The sequence below is a fragment of the Pseudomonas sp. P1.8 genome, assembly GCF_001269805.1.
Taxonomy (GTDB): Bacteria; Pseudomonadota; Gammaproteobacteria; order Pseudomonadales; family Pseudomonadaceae; genus Aquipseudomonas.
Genome location: NZ_LHVM01000025.1, coordinates 81,990 through 97,438 on the forward strand (window position 1 = coordinate 81,990; position 15,449 = coordinate 97,438).

The 15,449-nt window shown below is 60.5% G+C and carries 12 protein-coding genes; 6 read left to right on the forward strand and 6 right to left on the reverse strand.

Annotated elements, in window-relative coordinates; translation table 11 throughout:
• Positions 1–44: 44 nt before the first annotated feature.
• Complete coding sequence (locus AD668_RS27605; protein WP_053164257.1) at positions 45–833, forward strand: helix-turn-helix domain-containing protein; 789 nt, start codon at positions 45–47, stop codon at positions 831–833.
• Positions 834–846: 13 nt separating this feature from the next.
• Here the strand turns inward: AD668_RS27605 and AD668_RS27610 are convergent, their stop codons facing one another.
• On the reverse strand, positions 847–1,656 hold the full coding sequence (locus tag AD668_RS27610) for a bifunctional 2-polyprenyl-6-hydroxyphenol methylase/3-demethylubiquinol 3-O-methyltransferase UbiG (protein ID WP_053164259.1): 810 nt from the start codon (positions 1,654–1,656) through the stop codon (positions 847–849).
• A gap of 171 nt (positions 1,657–1,827) precedes the next feature.
• Between AD668_RS27610 and AD668_RS27615 the strand changes: the two genes are divergently transcribed.
• Complete coding sequence (locus AD668_RS27615; protein WP_053164261.1) at positions 1,828–2,211, forward strand: hypothetical protein; 384 nt, start codon at positions 1,828–1,830, stop codon at positions 2,209–2,211.
• Positions 2,212–2,214: 3 nt separating this feature from the next.
• Here the strand turns inward: AD668_RS27615 and AD668_RS27620 are convergent, their stop codons facing one another.
• The 4 genes from AD668_RS27620 to AD668_RS27635 all read right to left on the reverse strand — a co-directional run bounded on the left by AD668_RS27620 (position 2,215) and on the right by AD668_RS27635 (position 7,964).
• Entirely contained in the window at positions 2,215–3,645 is a 1,431-nt protein-coding gene (locus tag AD668_RS27620) for a sigma-54 dependent transcriptional regulator (protein WP_053164264.1), read from the reverse strand.
• On the reverse strand, positions 3,614–5,107 hold the full coding sequence (locus tag AD668_RS27625; protein ID WP_053164266.1) for a sensor histidine kinase: 1,494 nt from the start codon (positions 5,105–5,107) through the stop codon (positions 3,614–3,616). Before AD668_RS27625 ends, AD668_RS27620 begins: the two co-directional genes overlap by 32 nt.
• A 101-nt stretch (positions 5,108–5,208) precedes the next feature.
• A complete protein-coding gene (locus AD668_RS27630; protein ID WP_053164268.1) occupies positions 5,209–6,333 on the reverse strand; it encodes an SCO family protein in 1,125 nt (374 codons plus the stop codon).
• Between the two features lie 158 nt (positions 6,334–6,491).
• On the reverse strand, positions 6,492–7,964 hold the full coding sequence (locus AD668_RS27635) for a sensor histidine kinase (protein WP_053164270.1): 1,473 nt from the start codon (positions 7,962–7,964) through the stop codon (positions 6,492–6,494).
• A 278-nt stretch (positions 7,965–8,242) separates the two neighbouring features.
• Between AD668_RS27635 and AD668_RS27640 the strand changes: the two genes are divergently transcribed.
• The 4 genes from AD668_RS27640 to AD668_RS27655 are packed head-to-tail and all read left to right on the forward strand — an operon-like array spanning position 8,243 to position 13,851.
• Positions 8,243–9,589 carry a hypothetical protein gene (locus AD668_RS27640; protein ID WP_053164272.1) on the forward strand — a complete coding sequence of 449 codons (1,347 nt, stop codon included), beginning with the start codon at positions 8,243–8,245 and terminating at the stop codon, positions 9,587–9,589.
• Positions 9,590–9,624: 35 nt separating this feature from the next.
• A complete protein-coding gene (locus AD668_RS27645) occupies positions 9,625–11,853 on the forward strand; it encodes an Ig-like domain-containing protein (protein ID WP_053164274.1) in 2,229 nt (742 codons plus the stop codon).
• A gap of 60 nt (positions 11,854–11,913) precedes the next feature.
• The gene (locus AD668_RS27650) at positions 11,914–12,375 is read left to right on the forward strand and encodes a curlin (protein WP_053164276.1); all 462 of its coding nucleotides are present in this window, start codon (positions 11,914–11,916) and stop codon (positions 12,373–12,375) included.
• Positions 12,376–12,402: 27 nt separating this feature from the next.
• A complete protein-coding gene (locus tag AD668_RS27655) occupies positions 12,403–13,851 on the forward strand; it encodes a curlin (RefSeq protein WP_053164278.1) in 1,449 nt (482 codons plus the stop codon).
• 179 nt (positions 13,852–14,030) lie between these two features.
• On the opposite strand, the gene AD668_RS27660 is transcribed toward AD668_RS27655, so the two are convergent.
• Entirely contained in the window at positions 14,031–15,449 is a 1,419-nt protein-coding gene (locus AD668_RS27660; protein ID WP_053164280.1) for an FAD/NAD(P)-binding protein, read from the reverse strand.

The following is a 15,449-nucleotide window of genomic DNA, read 5'->3' on the forward strand; positions in this document are numbered from 1 at the left end:
CTAACGTGCCTGATCATTACCGACTAACGCCGATGAGCCAGCCGATGCCGCCTAAAGGACATGACAAAAGCGTTCGACGCACTATCCCGGGCCTGTCCAGCCTGCCGCGCCCCCTCTACGGTCGAACCGAATCGCTGCCCAATCGGGCCCTTACCCGGCGCCATAGCCATCCTTGGGTGCAGTTGTCGTATGCGATTCAAGGTGTGCTGGAAATACAGACCGGCGCCGGGCGTTTCGTCGCCCCACCGGAGCGTGCGGTGTGGATTCCGGCGGGCATGCCGCACCGGGTGTTCAGCTCGCCGCGTACCGAGATGCGCAGTTTGTATATCGATTGCAGCGTGTCGACGTGGGCACCACCGGGGTGTCATGTGCTGGGCGTCAGCGACCTGTTGCGCGAGTTGATCCGCGCTTTCAGCCAGGTTCCGGTGGAGTACGATCAGAGCGGGCCGCACGGCCGGTTGGCTCAGGTGATTCTTGACCAGTTGGCTGAAGCGCCGCAGATCGACTTGATGCTGCCCCTGCCTCAGGACAGTCGCTTGCGGCAAATCGCCCAAAGCCTGGAATCACACCCGGAGCAACAAACCACGCTCAGTCACTGGAGCGAAAAATTCGGCGTGACCGAGAAAACCCTCAGCCGCCTGTTCCAGCGCGACACCGGCCTGACTTTCCGCGCCTGGCGCCAGCGCTTGCGGTTACTCGGGGCGCTGACGCCGCTGGAGCAAGGTGAGCGAGTCACCGACGTGGCGCTCGCTTGCGGCTACGATTCGACATCGGCGTTTATCGCCGCTTTTCGTCAGCAGTTTGGTGAGACGCCTGGAGAATTCTTCCGCTGAACATGGCGGGTCATCATCTGTCCTTCACCACTACCCACGTGAAACACATCGGCACCTGCGCCTCTTGCCGCTCATAGCGGTCATAGAGTTCTTCGCGATTGGAGTGTGGGTATTCCTTGAAGTGGCGGATCTGCAACCCGGCCGCAATGGCCGCGCCGAACAAGTCGCCCAAGGTGTGGACGAACCAGTAGGACGGCGCAGCGGGTTGTTCGACCTTGCCTTCGTAGACGATCGGCTCATGCTGCACGAAAGGCTCTTGGCGAAAGTATGAAGTGGCCAGGCGAAAAGGATCGCTCGCCTCTGGATCGAGCAATTCCAGGAACGGGTGGGTCTCGTACACCACCAGTGCACCGCCTGGCTTCAATGCCTGCGCCACATGGCGAAAGAATTCGCCGATGTCGGGCATCCAGTTCAGGACGCCGATGGTGATCAGCGCCACGTCGAAGCGCTCATGCAGTTCAACGGGCAGACGGTGGATGTCGGCCTCGATGAATTGCGGCGCATGAGGTGAGTGCGCTGCCAGTTCCCGCGCCTGTTGGAGAAAGGCCTCGGACTGGTCGACGCCCACCACATGGCGTGCACCCAACGCAAACAGCGACAGACTTTCGCGGCCGTTGTTGCAACCCAGTTGCACCACGTCCTTGCCCTCGATTCCTACCTGAATCAGCAACTTGGTCAGGGTGTCGTCCAGGCAGGAAAAATCCGTCTGCGCCACTGCGTGCAACAGGGGTTGCCAGTCAGGGCCGTTTTTATGATGTCGAGCGGAGTCATTCCAGGCCTCACGATTGCTCGCGATGGCGTTTTCGTTTGTCGGCATTTCCATTGCACGCTCCAGCGCTTCGGGGTTTTCGATTGACCGAGCCGAGTCTAGATCACCCTAATTCCGGGAGTTGTTGCGAAGGTGTAATCCATGCAGCACCAACATCCGCCCACGGGAACGCTATAGTTAATGGCCTTGGGGAATTGCGGGAAAACCGAAATCGCAGGTGTTGCCATGAAAAAAGCCGATCTGACGCTGCTGTTCGCCCTTTGTCTGACTGCTGTCTTGAGTGCCCACGCCGACGACGCGCCGATGCAAACCGACAGCTACAGCAGCGAGTTCAACTATTACGGCGCCGACCAGCCCTTTGCCCATCCTGTCCCGCCGAGCATCAGCACGGTGCCGCCGGGGGCGTACATCCCCACCTCGCCCGGTGATTTCATTCCGGTTTCAAGCGAGCACGTGTTTTCCGACTCGCGCCTGCCCACGGTGGCCGATGCCACCGTTCGCGTGTTCATCCGCTCCTATGATCCAGAGCGCGGCATCTACGTGAACCAGGAAGTCGACGATCCCGGTTGCGTGCAGGCGTGCTTAAGACAAGGCCCGCTGATGCAGTGAGTTCTACCACTGGCGTTTGTCCGGACGCGCCAGGCCGAGCTTTTCAATCCGGTAACGCAGCATGTCGCGACTCAGGCCCAACAGGCGCGCCGATTTGGTGACGTTCCAGTCGGTCTTGTCGAGCATCTTGCGCACCATGTCACGTTCAACTTCCGGCAGGTTCATCGACTCGGTGCCGTTGTAGGACGGTCGCTGATCGCTGGGCGGCATCTCATGCTGAAACATCGGCGGCTCGTCCACCAGGCTCAGGCAGACGTTCAGTTGATGGGCGGCAACCGTGTCGCTTTGCGCCAGCAACACGGTTTGCTCCAGCATGTTGCGCAATTCCCGCACGTTGCCCGGCCAGCTGTAGCTGAGCAGCAGCTCTTCGGCCTGGTCGCTGAAATGCAGGTTCGGCTTGCCGTAGCGCTTGCCATGGGTGGCCAGAAAGTGCCGGGCCAGCAGCAGGATGTCAGCGCCTCGGGCATACAGACGCGGGACCTTGATCGAAATGATGCGCAGGCGGAAAAACAGATCGCGACGGAATTTTCCTTGCTGAACCATTTGCTCGAGGTTGCAGTTGGTGGCGCTGATCACCCGCAGGTCGACCTTGCGTTCCTTCACCGAGCCAACCCGGCGAATGGTCCGGTCTTCCAGCAGTTTGAGCAGTTTGGCTTGCAGCAGCAGGTCCATTTCACCAATTTCATCGAGAAACAGCGTGCCGCCGTCGGCGGCTTCCACCAACCCGAGTCGACGATCCTTGGCGTCGGTAAAGGCGCCCTTCTCATGCCCGAACAGTTCCGACTCCACCAGATTGGAGGGGATGGAGGCACAGTTGAATTCAATGAACGGGCCTTTGCTGCGCGGCCCGTCAAAGTGCAGTGCCCGGGCCACCAGTTCCTTGCCGGTGCCCGTCTCGCCTTCGACGAGCACGGGCGGCAGATCACTGTTGGCCATGCGCCGCTCGGCGTCGAGCAACTGGGCGATGGTGCCCTTGAGGTAAGCCATCGGCGCCGACTCGCCAATCAATGCCTGCACCCCGGATTTCTGGGCTTCGCGCTCCTGATAGAACGACAGCGTGCGCTCCATGCGGTCCGTGGCCAGCGCCTTGTCGAGTAACAGCTTGAGCTCCGGCAGAGCCACCGGTTTGGTCACGTAATGGAAAGCGCCCTCTTTCATCGCGACCACGGCGTCTTCGACGTTGCCATAGCCGGTCATCATGATCACTTTCAGATCCGGCGCGCTGATGCGCAACTTCTGGATCAGGTCGTGACCACTCATGCCCGGCAACGAGTTGTCGGTCAGTACCACGTCCGGAAGGAAAGAACCCAATTGCTCCAGTGCGTCTTCAGCCGAATGGCAGACGGTCACCTCGAAGTCCTTTCGCTCCAGGTAGGTCTGAATATTCCCGGCAAGGATTTCGTCATCCTCGACCAGCAGAATGCTGTGCTCCATATTCCCCTCCCGATGCCACTTTGAAATTGAGACACACGCGGGTTCCTTCCTGCTCTTGACTGGTCAGTTCGACCGAGCCTTCAAAACGCTCCATTATTCTTTTGACCAATGCCAGGCCGACGCCCAACCCGCCTTGCTTGGTGGTAAAAAACGGCTTGAAGACCATTTGCTGCTGCTGCCTGGACATGCCCTTGCCGGTATCGGTCAGGGCCATGCGCAGCGTCCCGGGGCTGGGCGAATCGATATCGATCGTCAACACTCCGCCCTTGGGCATCGCCTCCAGCGCATTGGCAAACAGGCTATTGAGAATTTGCGTCAGCAGCACCTGTTGGCTGACGACCGGTGGAACACTTTGCGGGGTGAACCGTACTTCGACGTTAGAACGCCTGATCAAGGGTTCGAAGGCACTCAAGGTATCTTCGAGCGCCAGGCTCAGATCGACCGTCTCATGGTCGTCATTCATCGGCCGCAACGACATCAGCAAATCGCGGACCCAACGCGACATTCGGTCCACCTGGCTGATGATGTCGCCAATATTCTTCTGCGCGGTCTGGCTGGCGATTTCCTGGGCCAGTTCGGCGCTGGAGCGGATATTGGCCAGTGGATTGCGCAGGCTGTGCGCGACGGCCGAGGACATTTCCCCGAGGGCGACAAAGGTTTCGTTGGCAATCAATTGTTTCTGCTGGCTCTGCAGGAGCATGGCTGCGCGGCGCACAATCCAGAACAATCCCAGGTAAATCGCCGCCCCACCGATCAGGGTGGCCAGCCAGATCGACTTGAAACCCCGCTGGATACGCGCAATCAGATCCCGAGGCTCCTTGTAGATTTCCACCATGGCAATCACTTTGCTGCGGTCGGCGTTGAACATCGGGATGTAATTTTCGATGAACAGATACTCGGGCTCGCGCAGCAAACGCTGTTCCGGACGCTCTTCGTCGATCTCGTGGTAACTGGTGGACACGGCCTCTTTCATTTCGAAGGATTCGTCGAGTTCATCATCGTCCTTGATACGTACGCCGATCAGCTCGGGATTGGTCGACCAGACCACCGTGCGGTCCAGGGCGTACACCGTCGCCAGCAAAATGTCCGGCAGGTGTTCCACATGGTCGAGAAACTCCACACGCGAAGACGCTCGGGCTGCCGGGCTGACATCGGGATAGGCATTGTCGTCACGCGGGTCGAGCATTTCACCCATGGTCCGGTTCGGGGTGATTCCGGCATGGCGTATCTCTGCTGCACCGATGGCTTGTATGAACTGCGCCGTCAGCATCGAATCACGCTCGATGCTTTCATCCACCACAAAACGCGTGGAGATATAACCCAGCCCCAGCGCTACCCCAGCGATGATCAAAAAGCTTGCCAGGGAAAACCAGCGCAACAGATTGAACTGCGGGCGCCATCCCTTGCGTTGCGCTGGCGGCAGTTGCGGCGCAGGTACTTTTTCTTGTTCCAGCATCTGCATGGGGGTGTCCTGGGGTCCTGGAAATCCAGCCTTTTCAGCCGCTTCGAATCAGTGTAGGTAACATTGATAGCAATTGAATGGCCAACGTAAGTATTTCGACACTATTGCACCTGCGTCATGTCCTTGGGTGCGACTGCATGATGATGCTCTTGCTCATCGTTACCACTGGCCAGTGGTGTCACCGGCGGATGCTGGCGATCGGTTTCTGCCTGCAGAAATTCGATGATCGACTGAGCCGAATGCTCATCGATGCGCAAGTTGGGCATCGGGATCTTGTTGAAGCGCTCGAACATTTGCATCGCAATCGGGTCTTTTTCCGCCAGCATGCGGTCCGGCTCACGGATCCAGCGGTTGAGCCAGGCCGGATCGCGTTGACGGGTCACGCCGATCAGGTCCGGGCCGATGCTGCGCAGTCCGATGCCCTGTCCGTCCATTGGCCCCAGGCTGTGACACGACGCGCAGCGGGTGCGGAACAGTTCTTCGCCATTGCTCGGCGGGCGAATTTGCGGCGCATTGGCGTAGCTTTCTGAAACGCTCTGCTGCTTCCAGTTATGCAAGGTGTTGGCCAGCTGGTCCGCCAGAATCCAGGGGTTCTCGAACGGCGATGCTTTCATCCAGCGCCCCGTGGCCTGGTTGCCGACGATCAGGCTCAAGTTGTGGTCCTTGCTGCGTCCGTTATCGACGCCTTCGATGAACAATCCGAGTTTCTGCCGCAGTTCGGTGACGTCGGCAAACTCCCCGGTGAGGAACTGCCAGCCCGGTCCGACCTGGAAACGTTGCGAGTAAGCCTTGAGCACCTCGGGTGTGTCGCTCAAGGGATCGATGCTGATGGAGTAAAAGAAGATGTCCTTGCCGACCCGATCCCCCAGCAGCTTCTGCACCTGGCGCAGACGCGCGGTTTCCAGCGGGCAGGAGTCACTGCACGAGGTGAAGATGAAATTGATCACCACCACCTTGCCCTTGATCATGTCATCGAAAAAATGCACCTGCCGACCGTCCTGATCGGTCAACAGCGTGTTGGGAAAGTAGTCGGCACCCCACGGCGTGGCGGAGTCGACGACAGCTGTAGAAGGCGGCTCGGCGACCGGTGCGGGTGTGGGCGGCGCTGGGTTGGCGACTAGCATGCGGCTCGCCAGCAACCCGGTCACCAGCACCAATATGAGGTGCATACCCAAGGCACGAGCGCGCGGAGTTTGCTTCGCCAGGTCGAGCGCTTTTTTGTCCATCACCAGCCGCCTCGAAGTCGTGAAGGGGGTGCTGGTGGTTTTGCAAGGATCTCGCCAGATTTGTAACCGGCTTATACAAATTTGTTTACACAACCAAAACAATGGCTTAACAACATCAAACTGCCATGACTTGGGGACCGACTGGGGATTGGCACCCGTTAACGGGGAGAATTCATACCCTTTTCAGGGGCAACCAACGTAAACGACAGGCGCACAGAGGTGCCCTCGCCCTCATGGCTGTTCAGCGTCACCGTACCGCCAAACCGCTCCATGATCCGCTTGACCAATACCAGTCCGACGCCAAGCCCACCCTGCTTGGTGGTAAAGAAAGGGCGGAATGCCATGCGGCGCTGTTCCTCGGTCATCCCTTTGCCGGTGTCGCTGACCACCAGGCTCACCCGCTGAGCGTTGATCGGTTCTATCTTAAGGGTCAGGGTGCCGCCACGGTCCATGGCCTCCACCGCATTCGACAGCAGACTGTTGAGGATCTGCGTGAGCTGCACGTGTTGGCTCAGCACCATGGGAGTCTGTTCCGGCAGGAATTCGACACGGACCTTGGCCTTGGTGATTTGATACTCGTAGGCCATCAGGCTGTCATGCAGCGCTGCCACCAGATTGACCGGTTCGGGATCGTCGTTGAGCGGACGCAGGGATTGCAGCAACTCCCGTACCCATTTGGACATGCGATCGACCTGGCCGATGATGTCGTTGATGTTCTTGTGCGCGGGCCCGGTGTCGAACTCCAGCGCCAGTTCGGCGCTGGAACGGATGGTCGCCAACGGATTGCGCAAGCTGTGGGCCACCGCCGATGACATCTCGCCCAACGCCACAAACGTCTCATTGGTGATCAGTTGTTTTTGCTGCTCTGCCAGCAAAATCGCAGCGCGCCGCACGATCCAGTACAGGCCCAGGTAAATCAGGCCGCCGCCCAGGGCAGTGGCCAACCAGATCATCACCAACCCGCGCTCCATTCGGTTGATCAGGTCTTGCGGTTCTTTATAGATTTCGACCATGGCCGTGACCGTGCTGCCATCAGCGTCGAACAACGGAATGTAGTTCTCGATGAAAATGTATTCAGGGGGCACTACAAACTTTTGCTCCATGCGGGTCTTGTCGACATCGTGATAACTGGCCGACACCGGCGTCTTGGAGATGAACGCCCGATTGAGGTCGTCGTCGGCATGAATCGTGGTGCCCATCAGAGACGGATTGGTCGACCAGATCACCATGCGGTCGGGGGCATAGATGTTGGCCAGGATCACGTCGGGCAGGTGCTCGATATGGTCCAGAAATTCGCCTCGGGCACTGGCCCGGGCCAGTGGGTCAACGTCGGGAAAGTCGCGGTCCTTTCGCGGATCGAGCAATTCGCCCATGGTCCGCACGTTGGGGATCGACACATGCCGCACCTCCGCCGCGGCAATCGCCTGAATGAATTGCGAGGTCAGTAACGCATCACGTTGCACGCTTTCGGTGATGACAAAACGCGTCGACACCGCCCCCAACGCCACGGCGACCGTGCCGATCACCGCCATGCTGATCAACGAAAACCAGCGCAACAGATTGAACGGCTGCTTGCGCGTACTCAGGCGAATTTCGCTGTCGGACGGAAGTGCATCGGCAATTGTATTCATCGAGTGGTTCTCGGTAGACCCCATAGCTTTATAGCCCACTCATGGCGGATTGCCCCAATTCGGGTAATGCCTTTCCGCACCTCCCCCGCTCTCCCAATCCACCCCCAAACCTGGGGACAGTGGCCCTTTAGCGAAATCGCTGACTTGCTCCCCGACGCGCCCCGCAGGCCCGTGACGCGGGCACTTCGAGGCTGTTTTTACAAATTGGTATGGAAGTTGCCGAAGTCCTGTCAACTGGCCCATATCAAGGGACAGGTACTCTGATAGAGGGAATACTCATGCACCCTTTACTGTCGAAAACCGCGATCGCCTTGATCGTTACCGCTTTTGCCCAAGGCGCTGCCCAGGCGGCGCTGTTTGCTGTTGACCCCGGACCCTACCTGCCTGCCAATGGGAGCTTCGCCTCCTGGTACCAGGACACCCATGGCAGAACCCTCGATCTATGCCTGTCCAAGGCTGTCAGTTCTCGCGTCCCAAGTGCGCCGGGCGCCCCCACTTACATGTGCAATTTGCTGCCGACCCCCGGCGTATTTGACGACGCGCAACCGATCGTTTTCCCGACCAACTTTCCCGACGAAGCGTTCTGGTTTACCGCCGATGGCGCGATTGTCGATGCGGCCCGAGGCATTGACCTGACCTACGTGTCGGCCATCGAAGCCGCGTTCGCCGCTGAAGAACCCGTCGAAGGTGACCAGGTCAGCTTCGCCCGTATCCGCATTCGCGTCGACGTGCCTACCGCCGGCACCTATATCATCACTCACCCTTACGGCGTCGACGTCTTCAACATCGATACTCCTGGGCGCCGCGCCATCAACATGACTCGAGACATCGGCATCGGCACGCCGAAAACCTACGACGGCGCCCTCAAGGGTGACATCGGTCCGTTCCTGCGCAGTGTCAACGGCCCCTACACCGAAACCAATCCGCTCACCGGTACCGCTGAACAATTCGTTGGCGACCCGAACCTCTCGGAAGCTGTCACCGGCAGTCCGTTCAACACCAACTTCATCCGCATCGAAGGCCCCAATGGCCTGGACTTGCGTACCGACGCCTTCGCCGTTTCCGGCAAGTTGTCGACTGTCGTGCGGCCGACGCCCGTCATTGCCGAACGCAGCACGTATTCGCGCAAAGCCGGCGCCAGCGCTCCGGTGGCCCAGCAGGACGTGTTCGTCATGGCACCACCGGCGCCTGCCACCGTGACCCTGGACAGCAACAGCCCGGTGTTGAACCTGATTGAAGCCAACACCACGGGCCACTGGTACACCCAGTCCCCTGAAAACCCGACGTTGCCAAGCATGTTGCAAGTCACCGCTGACAACCACGTGGCTATTGCCAGCAGCACTCCGACCACGATTGCCATGCCCTTGACTGACCTGGTGGTGATCTCACGTGCCGAGTACAGCCTGAGCAGCGGGCTTATCACGATTGTGGCCTCGACCAGCGATGAAACCTCACCACCGGTGCTCACCGCCACCACCGGCACTGGCGTCGCCATCGGCGCGTTGAGCGGTGACGGCGCAGTGAAAAGCCTGGCCACCGGCATCACGCCGAATCCGCCAGCCAGGGTCCATGTGTCGTCTTCCAATGGCGGCGGCGACACCGAAGAAGTGGTCATCGTGCAATGAACGCTCACATGCCCAGATCCTCATCAGGAGGCATCATGAACAATTGGCCACGCCTGGCGCTCAACGCCCTGGGACTGACTCTATCGCTGTCCGGCAGTGCATTCGCGCAACTCGCTGCCGTCGACCCCGGCCCCTACACCTTCGCCACGGGGAAATTCCCCATGTGGTATCAGGACACCAACAATCTTTCGATGGAATTGTGCCAGTCACGGGCGGCGAGTTCGCGGGTAGCGGTCAGCGTGCCACCGGCTTACATGTGCACCCTGCTGCCGGAACCGGGTGTGTACGACGACACCCAGCCCATGGTGTTCCCTGACAACTGGCCACCGGAAGCCTTCTGGTTCCTGGCCGAGACGAACATCCCCAACAACGGCGCCGGCTACGGCATGGACGTCTACGTGGCCGGTATCGAAGCGGCATTCGCCTCGGAAAACCCGGTCGATGGCGATCAGCAAAGTTTCGCGCGGATCCGTATCCGCGTGAACGTGCCCACTGCGGGCACCTACACCATCACTCACCCGTACGGCGTGGAAACGGTCAACGTCACCACACCGGGACGCCGCGCCATCAACATCACCAAGGACATCGGCATCGGCGCTCCGGGCAATTTCAGCGGCGCCGTGGGCGGTGCAATCGGGCCGTTCCTGAAAAGTGTCAACGCGCCCTACACCGAAGTGAACCCGGACACCGGCGCCGTCGAAACCTACGTCGGCGATCCGAACCTCACTGAAGCCGTCACCGGCAGCCCGTTCAACACCAACTTCGTGCGCATCGTGGGCCCGGCCGGGACCATCCAGACCAACCTGTTCACGGTGGCCGGCAAGGTGCTCGACAGCCGGGCGCAGACGCCGGTGGAAATCGACCGTGCCTCTTATCGCCGCACCGGAGCCGGAACCCGCGTAGAGGTCTTTGCCAAGTCAGGCAACAGCTCGAGCTTGTGCTTCCGCGAATCCGTCGCCCTTGTCCCCGGACCGCCACCAACGCCGTGCCAGACCACTATGTGGGGCGACGACCATGGCCAGTTCTTCGCTAATCGCCTGTTCACCGGCAACGTGCCTCCAGTTGTTGTGGTCACCGCGACCAACCCGGCCGGCACCACTCGTCCCACGGCTGTCTCGAGCAAGCTCAGCGACATCGTGAAAATCCAGACGGCTCGCTACGACTGGAACAATCACAGCCTGCTGATCGAAGCCACGTCCTCCGATGAAACCGTGGTTCCGGATATGGTCGCCCAGGGCTTCGGACGCCTGTCGAAGAATGGCACCCTGCAACGCCTGACTGTCTCCGATCTGCCCCAACCACCGGCCACTGTCACGGTCAAATCGGCGGCGGGCGGCGCGGACACAGAAGCTGTCGTGGTGGCCGGTTCGGCACCGGACACCGGCGAGAACCGGGCGCCGATCGCGGTCTCTGATGCTGGCTCCACCGGCTTCGGGGTACCGGTCACCCTCAACCTGCTGGCCAACGACAATGACCCGGATGGCGACACGCCGCTGAGCATCACGGAGCTGACTCCACCGGCCGCAGGCCAGGGCACCGTGGCATTGAGCGGTACGACCGCGGTGGTCTATACCCCGCCGGCCGTTGTCAACGGATTGCTGACCACAACCTTCACCTACAAGGCGATGGACGCCAAAGGCCTGGCCTCGAGCACTGCGGCGACCGTGACCGTCACCGTTGCGCCTAACCAGTCTCCGGTGGCCGTGGTCGACAACATCTCGGTGCAGGGCTCATCGCCAATCACGATCAACGTGCTGGCCAACGACACGGATCCGGAGGGCAACGTACCGCTGGCGGTCGCCAGTGTCACCCCACCGGCGGCAGGGCGCGGCACGGTAAGCATCAGTGGTGCGGCCGTCGTCTACACCCCGCCGGCAACGATCCTGGCACCGTTCACCACGACCTTCACCTACGTCGCCCGGGACAGCTTCGGCGCCCTGTCGGCACCGGCCACGGTCACCGTGCAAGTGTCGCCAGCCGTGGTCCTGGAAGTGTTCAACGTAACGGCGTCCTCGGTCACTGCCCGTGCCGGAGGCCGCTTTACCTGGGCCTTCACCGGTACGTCGTCGGCGCTCCTCGGTAACTCGGTCACCATCCAGGTCACCACGCCGACCGGGTTGGTCACCCTCGGCACCGTCCCTGTGGCGATTACCGGGCGCTGGACCATGAACCTGACCAACGCGGTCGTTCCATCGGTCAACCCGACGGCAACCATCCGTTCCGCCGCCGGCTCCGTGCGCAACGTCGCGGTCACCGTGCAGTAACCGCTTGCCCCACCGGCCGGTACAGCCGGTGGGGCAAGCCTTCAACCCAAGGACTTCGCCATGAAAACGTCGACCGCTGCCCTGCTCTGCCTGCTTCTGCTCTGCAGCAGTGCTGGCGTGCGCGCCGATGACTTGATGGAAAACGAAGACCTCGGCCCCGGTGGCGATCTCGGTGAGTTGCCACCACCCATAGGCCAACACGCTCTGATCGATCAGAACGGGCAGGCCAACCTCGCGCTGTTGCAACAGAACGGTCAGTCGTTGCTCGGCACCATTGTCCAGTCGGGCAGCAACCAGGAGGCTTATATCCTGCAACAAGGGAATGACCTGATGGCCATGATCAACCAGCAAGGTTCCGGCAACGCCGCCTCGATTACCCAGAACGGCAGCCATAACCGCGCGCAGATTTCCCAGAACGGCAACAACAACGACGCCAGCATCGAACAGGCCGGCGCGGGGCTGCAAAGCGCCGTGACCCAGTCCGGGAACGGCATGAGCGTTTCGGTCAAACAGTATCGCTAAAGCACTGCACCACCTGGAGGTTTCATCATGTTCAAATTGACGCCCATTACCGCCGCCATCCTGGTCATTGTCAGTGCCCAGGCGATGGCTGACGACAGCCTGTCCAACCAGGACCAGGTCGGGACAGCCAACATCGCCGATGTGAAGCAGAACCTGGCCCCGTTCAGTACCGCCACCCAGCAGCAGTTCGGGGAAGGTAATGATGCGGCCGCCGTGCAGGATAACGCGAGCAGCACCATCGACCAGACGCAGATCGGTGATTTCAACGCCGGCTACGCCGAACAGCTTTACGAGAACGGCAGCACTATCACCCAACAACAATCGGGCACCACTAACGTCAGCCACGCCAGTCAGTCGATCGGCGTGGGTAGCAGCGAAGCATTGCAACAACAACAGGGCAACGGCAACTTCTCTTTCATCTATCAGGACAGTCAGGACGGCACGTCGGCCAAGAGTTTGCAGTTCGGTGACTTCAACGAAACCAACATCGAACAAATGGAGGTAGGCGTTGGCAATAACGCGCAAATCCAGCAGAGCGGCAACTTCAACTACGGCACCGCCGAGCAGGTGTTCCACAACGGAGGCCAGATCGGCATCGACCAGACCGGTGACGGCAACTATGCCTATGGCGATCAGCGCAATGGTGAGGGCGGCAACGTGGCCATCAACCAGTTTGGCAACGGCAACGGCACCGAGGTCTGGCAGGAAAGCCAGCTTCCCAGCGAAGCCGCCGTCAACCAGATTGGTAACAGCAACGAAACAGTGGTCGACCAGAGTTACGGCGAAAGCAACGTGGCCCAAGTGCTGCAAGTGGGTGATCTGAACGCGATCTACGCCGACCAGTTCGAGTCGATCGGCTCGACGGTCGCGCTGTACCAAGAGGGCACCGGCAACGTGCACTTCACCTATCAGAGTGGCGACAGTCACGTGCTCAATGCCAACTCGGTGGGTGACGGCAACAAGGTCTATGCCAGCAATTGGAAGGGCCCGCAAGCCGGCGGTCAGTTCGGTACCGGCCAACGTGCAACCATCAACCAGAACGGCAACGAAAACATCGCCAACTTTACGCAGAATGGCGAGGGCCATATCGTCACGACCAATCAGAGCGGTACTGGCAACAAAACCACGATCAGCCAGGCTGACTCTTACAACGAGCTGTATTTCGACCAGAACGGCTCCGACAACATCCTGATCTCCGATCAGCGTGGTACCACCAACCTGGCCGTCGGCACCACCAGCGGAACCGGCAACACCACCGAGTTCGACCAGTCCGGCACCGGAAACCTGGCCAATACCACCCAGCTGTATGGCAGCGACAACATGATCACTGTCAAACAGGCTGACACCATGAACGTGGCCTATGTCACCCAGGGCGGCACCGGCAACATCGCCAGCGTCGATCAGAGTGGCATGACCCAGACTGCCAACGTGCAGCAATATGGATCGGCCAACCAGGCAACCGTGTTGCAGCAGTAATTGCCAGGCATGAAAAACCGCGGCCCTTGGGAAGAGCCGCGTTTTTTTTTCCGGGCGTAGCACCCTGTAGGAGCGAGCCTGCTCGCGATGGACTCAAGAGCGCCGCGTTGAAGCAATCAGAACGCGTCATCGTTGACGACCATCGCGAGCAGGCTCGCTCCTACAAAGACCCGTGCGGATTAACCAATCGCGCCTCGGACAAGCCGCTGCGCCAGCGCCTTTGCCTGACTCGCCACATCCGTCACCGCCGTGCTTTCCCACCACATTCCACGCAATGGCGGCCCCATGGCAAACAAACGGCTGGCAGCCTGACCGTCGATGTTCAACACCGCGCCGTCAACCTCGGCAGCAATGCCCAAAGCCAACGGCCCCGGCTGAACCAGCCCGCGGGCCAGCAGTTGCTGTGGCAATGGGCGTGCGACCCGGCGCCAGTCATATTCGATGCCGCTGGAGTTGATCAATGCTGCGCCGGTGACGACACCGGTGTGCGCTTGACCGCGACGTCGCAGGCGAATACTCACCCGGTCGCCGGTTGAAGACTCAAGTCCCTTGAAAGAAGCGGCGTGAATCCGCAATCGTCCTTCTTTATATAAGCGCGCCACCAATTCAGCGCTCAGCGGCGGCGAGCGGTGGTGATGGCTTTCCCACCACGGCCGTACATGCCGCACAAACTGCCGACGCTGCACGTCGCTGGCCTGATGCCACAAGCGGCCGATATGCGCGCGTACCGTGTCCAGCGGCGCCTGCCAGTCGATGCCTTGGGCGATGGCGTCCCGGCAGTGCCGACGAAGCTCGCGCATCAGCTGACGAGGTGTGCGAATGCTGTAGTCCTCAGCGAGAAAATCCTCCCATGCCGGAGGCTGGCGGCGCACATGGGGCAGCAAGCCATGTCGGGAAAACACTTCAATCGGCCCCCGATGCCCGGCCTGCTCCAGCGAGACCACGGCATCGACCATGGTCAGGCCGGACCCGATGATCAACACCGTCGACTGCGGATCGAGCTGCTGCATGGCCGCAACATCCCATGGATCGAGTGCGGCGGCGTTAAGGCCGCTGGATTCGGTTTGTGGTGTCCGCGCGGCGGGGAACATGCCTGTGGCCAGCACGGCAAATGCTCCGCGCAAGCAACGGCCGTCACTCAAGGTCAACCGCACGGCCTCGGCATCGGTTTGCAAATCGACCACTTCGGCCTGCACGTGCTCAAGCGTCGAGCCGTTCAGAGCCCCCATCGCCTGCGCTTCTCTGAGACGTTGCTGCGCGTAAAGACCGAAAATCCCCCGAGGCGGAAACAGTTCGCTGATCGGCACAGGTTGTTGATCCGACTCTGGCCAGCCGCCGTCAGCAATATAGCGAGTCAGCCATTGGGTCAGGTCATCCGCATTGTCCGGGTCGACGCTCATCCGCGCTGCATTGCCGTTGAGCGTATGCCCCAATTCCACGGCACTGTAAGCTTCGCCCCGCCCCAGCTCCGCCCGAGGTTCGATCACCCGTACGCGCCGCTGTCCCGGCAGACGCAGCAACTGCGCCGCCAGCATCGTGCCGCTGAGCCCGCCGCCGACAATCAGGATATCCGCGTCATTGTTCAAGCCCTGCTCCAT

Coding starts and splice junctions, on each gene's coding strand:
- AD668_RS27605 (WP_053164257.1), top strand. CDS start 45: ATGCCGCCTAAAGGACATGACAAAAGCGTTCGACGCACTATCCCGGGC.
- AD668_RS27610 (WP_053164259.1), bottom strand. CDS start 1,656: ATGGAAATGCCGACAAACGAAAACGCCATCGCGAGCAATCGTGAGGCC.
- AD668_RS27615 (WP_053164261.1), top strand. CDS start 1,828: ATGAAAAAAGCCGATCTGACGCTGCTGTTCGCCCTTTGTCTGACTGCT.
- AD668_RS27620 (WP_053164264.1), bottom strand. CDS start 3,645: ATGGAGCACAGCATTCTGCTGGTCGAGGATGACGAAATCCTTGCCGGG.
- AD668_RS27625 (WP_053164266.1), bottom strand. CDS start 5,107: ATGCAGATGCTGGAACAAGAAAAAGTACCTGCGCCGCAACTGCCGCCA.
- AD668_RS27630 (WP_053164268.1), bottom strand. CDS start 6,333: ATGGACAAAAAAGCGCTCGACCTGGCGAAGCAAACTCCGCGCGCTCGT.
- AD668_RS27635 (WP_053164270.1), bottom strand. CDS start 7,964: ATGAATACAATTGCCGATGCACTTCCGTCCGACAGCGAAATTCGCCTG.
- AD668_RS27640 (WP_053164272.1), top strand. CDS start 8,243: ATGCACCCTTTACTGTCGAAAACCGCGATCGCCTTGATCGTTACCGCT.
- AD668_RS27645 (WP_053164274.1), top strand. CDS start 9,625: ATGAACAATTGGCCACGCCTGGCGCTCAACGCCCTGGGACTGACTCTA.
- AD668_RS27650 (WP_053164276.1), top strand. CDS start 11,914: ATGAAAACGTCGACCGCTGCCCTGCTCTGCCTGCTTCTGCTCTGCAGC.
- AD668_RS27655 (WP_053164278.1), top strand. CDS start 12,403: ATGTTCAAATTGACGCCCATTACCGCCGCCATCCTGGTCATTGTCAGT.
- AD668_RS27660 (WP_053164280.1), bottom strand. CDS start 15,449: ATGGAGCAGGGCTTGAACAATGACGCGGATATCCTGATTGTCGGCGGC.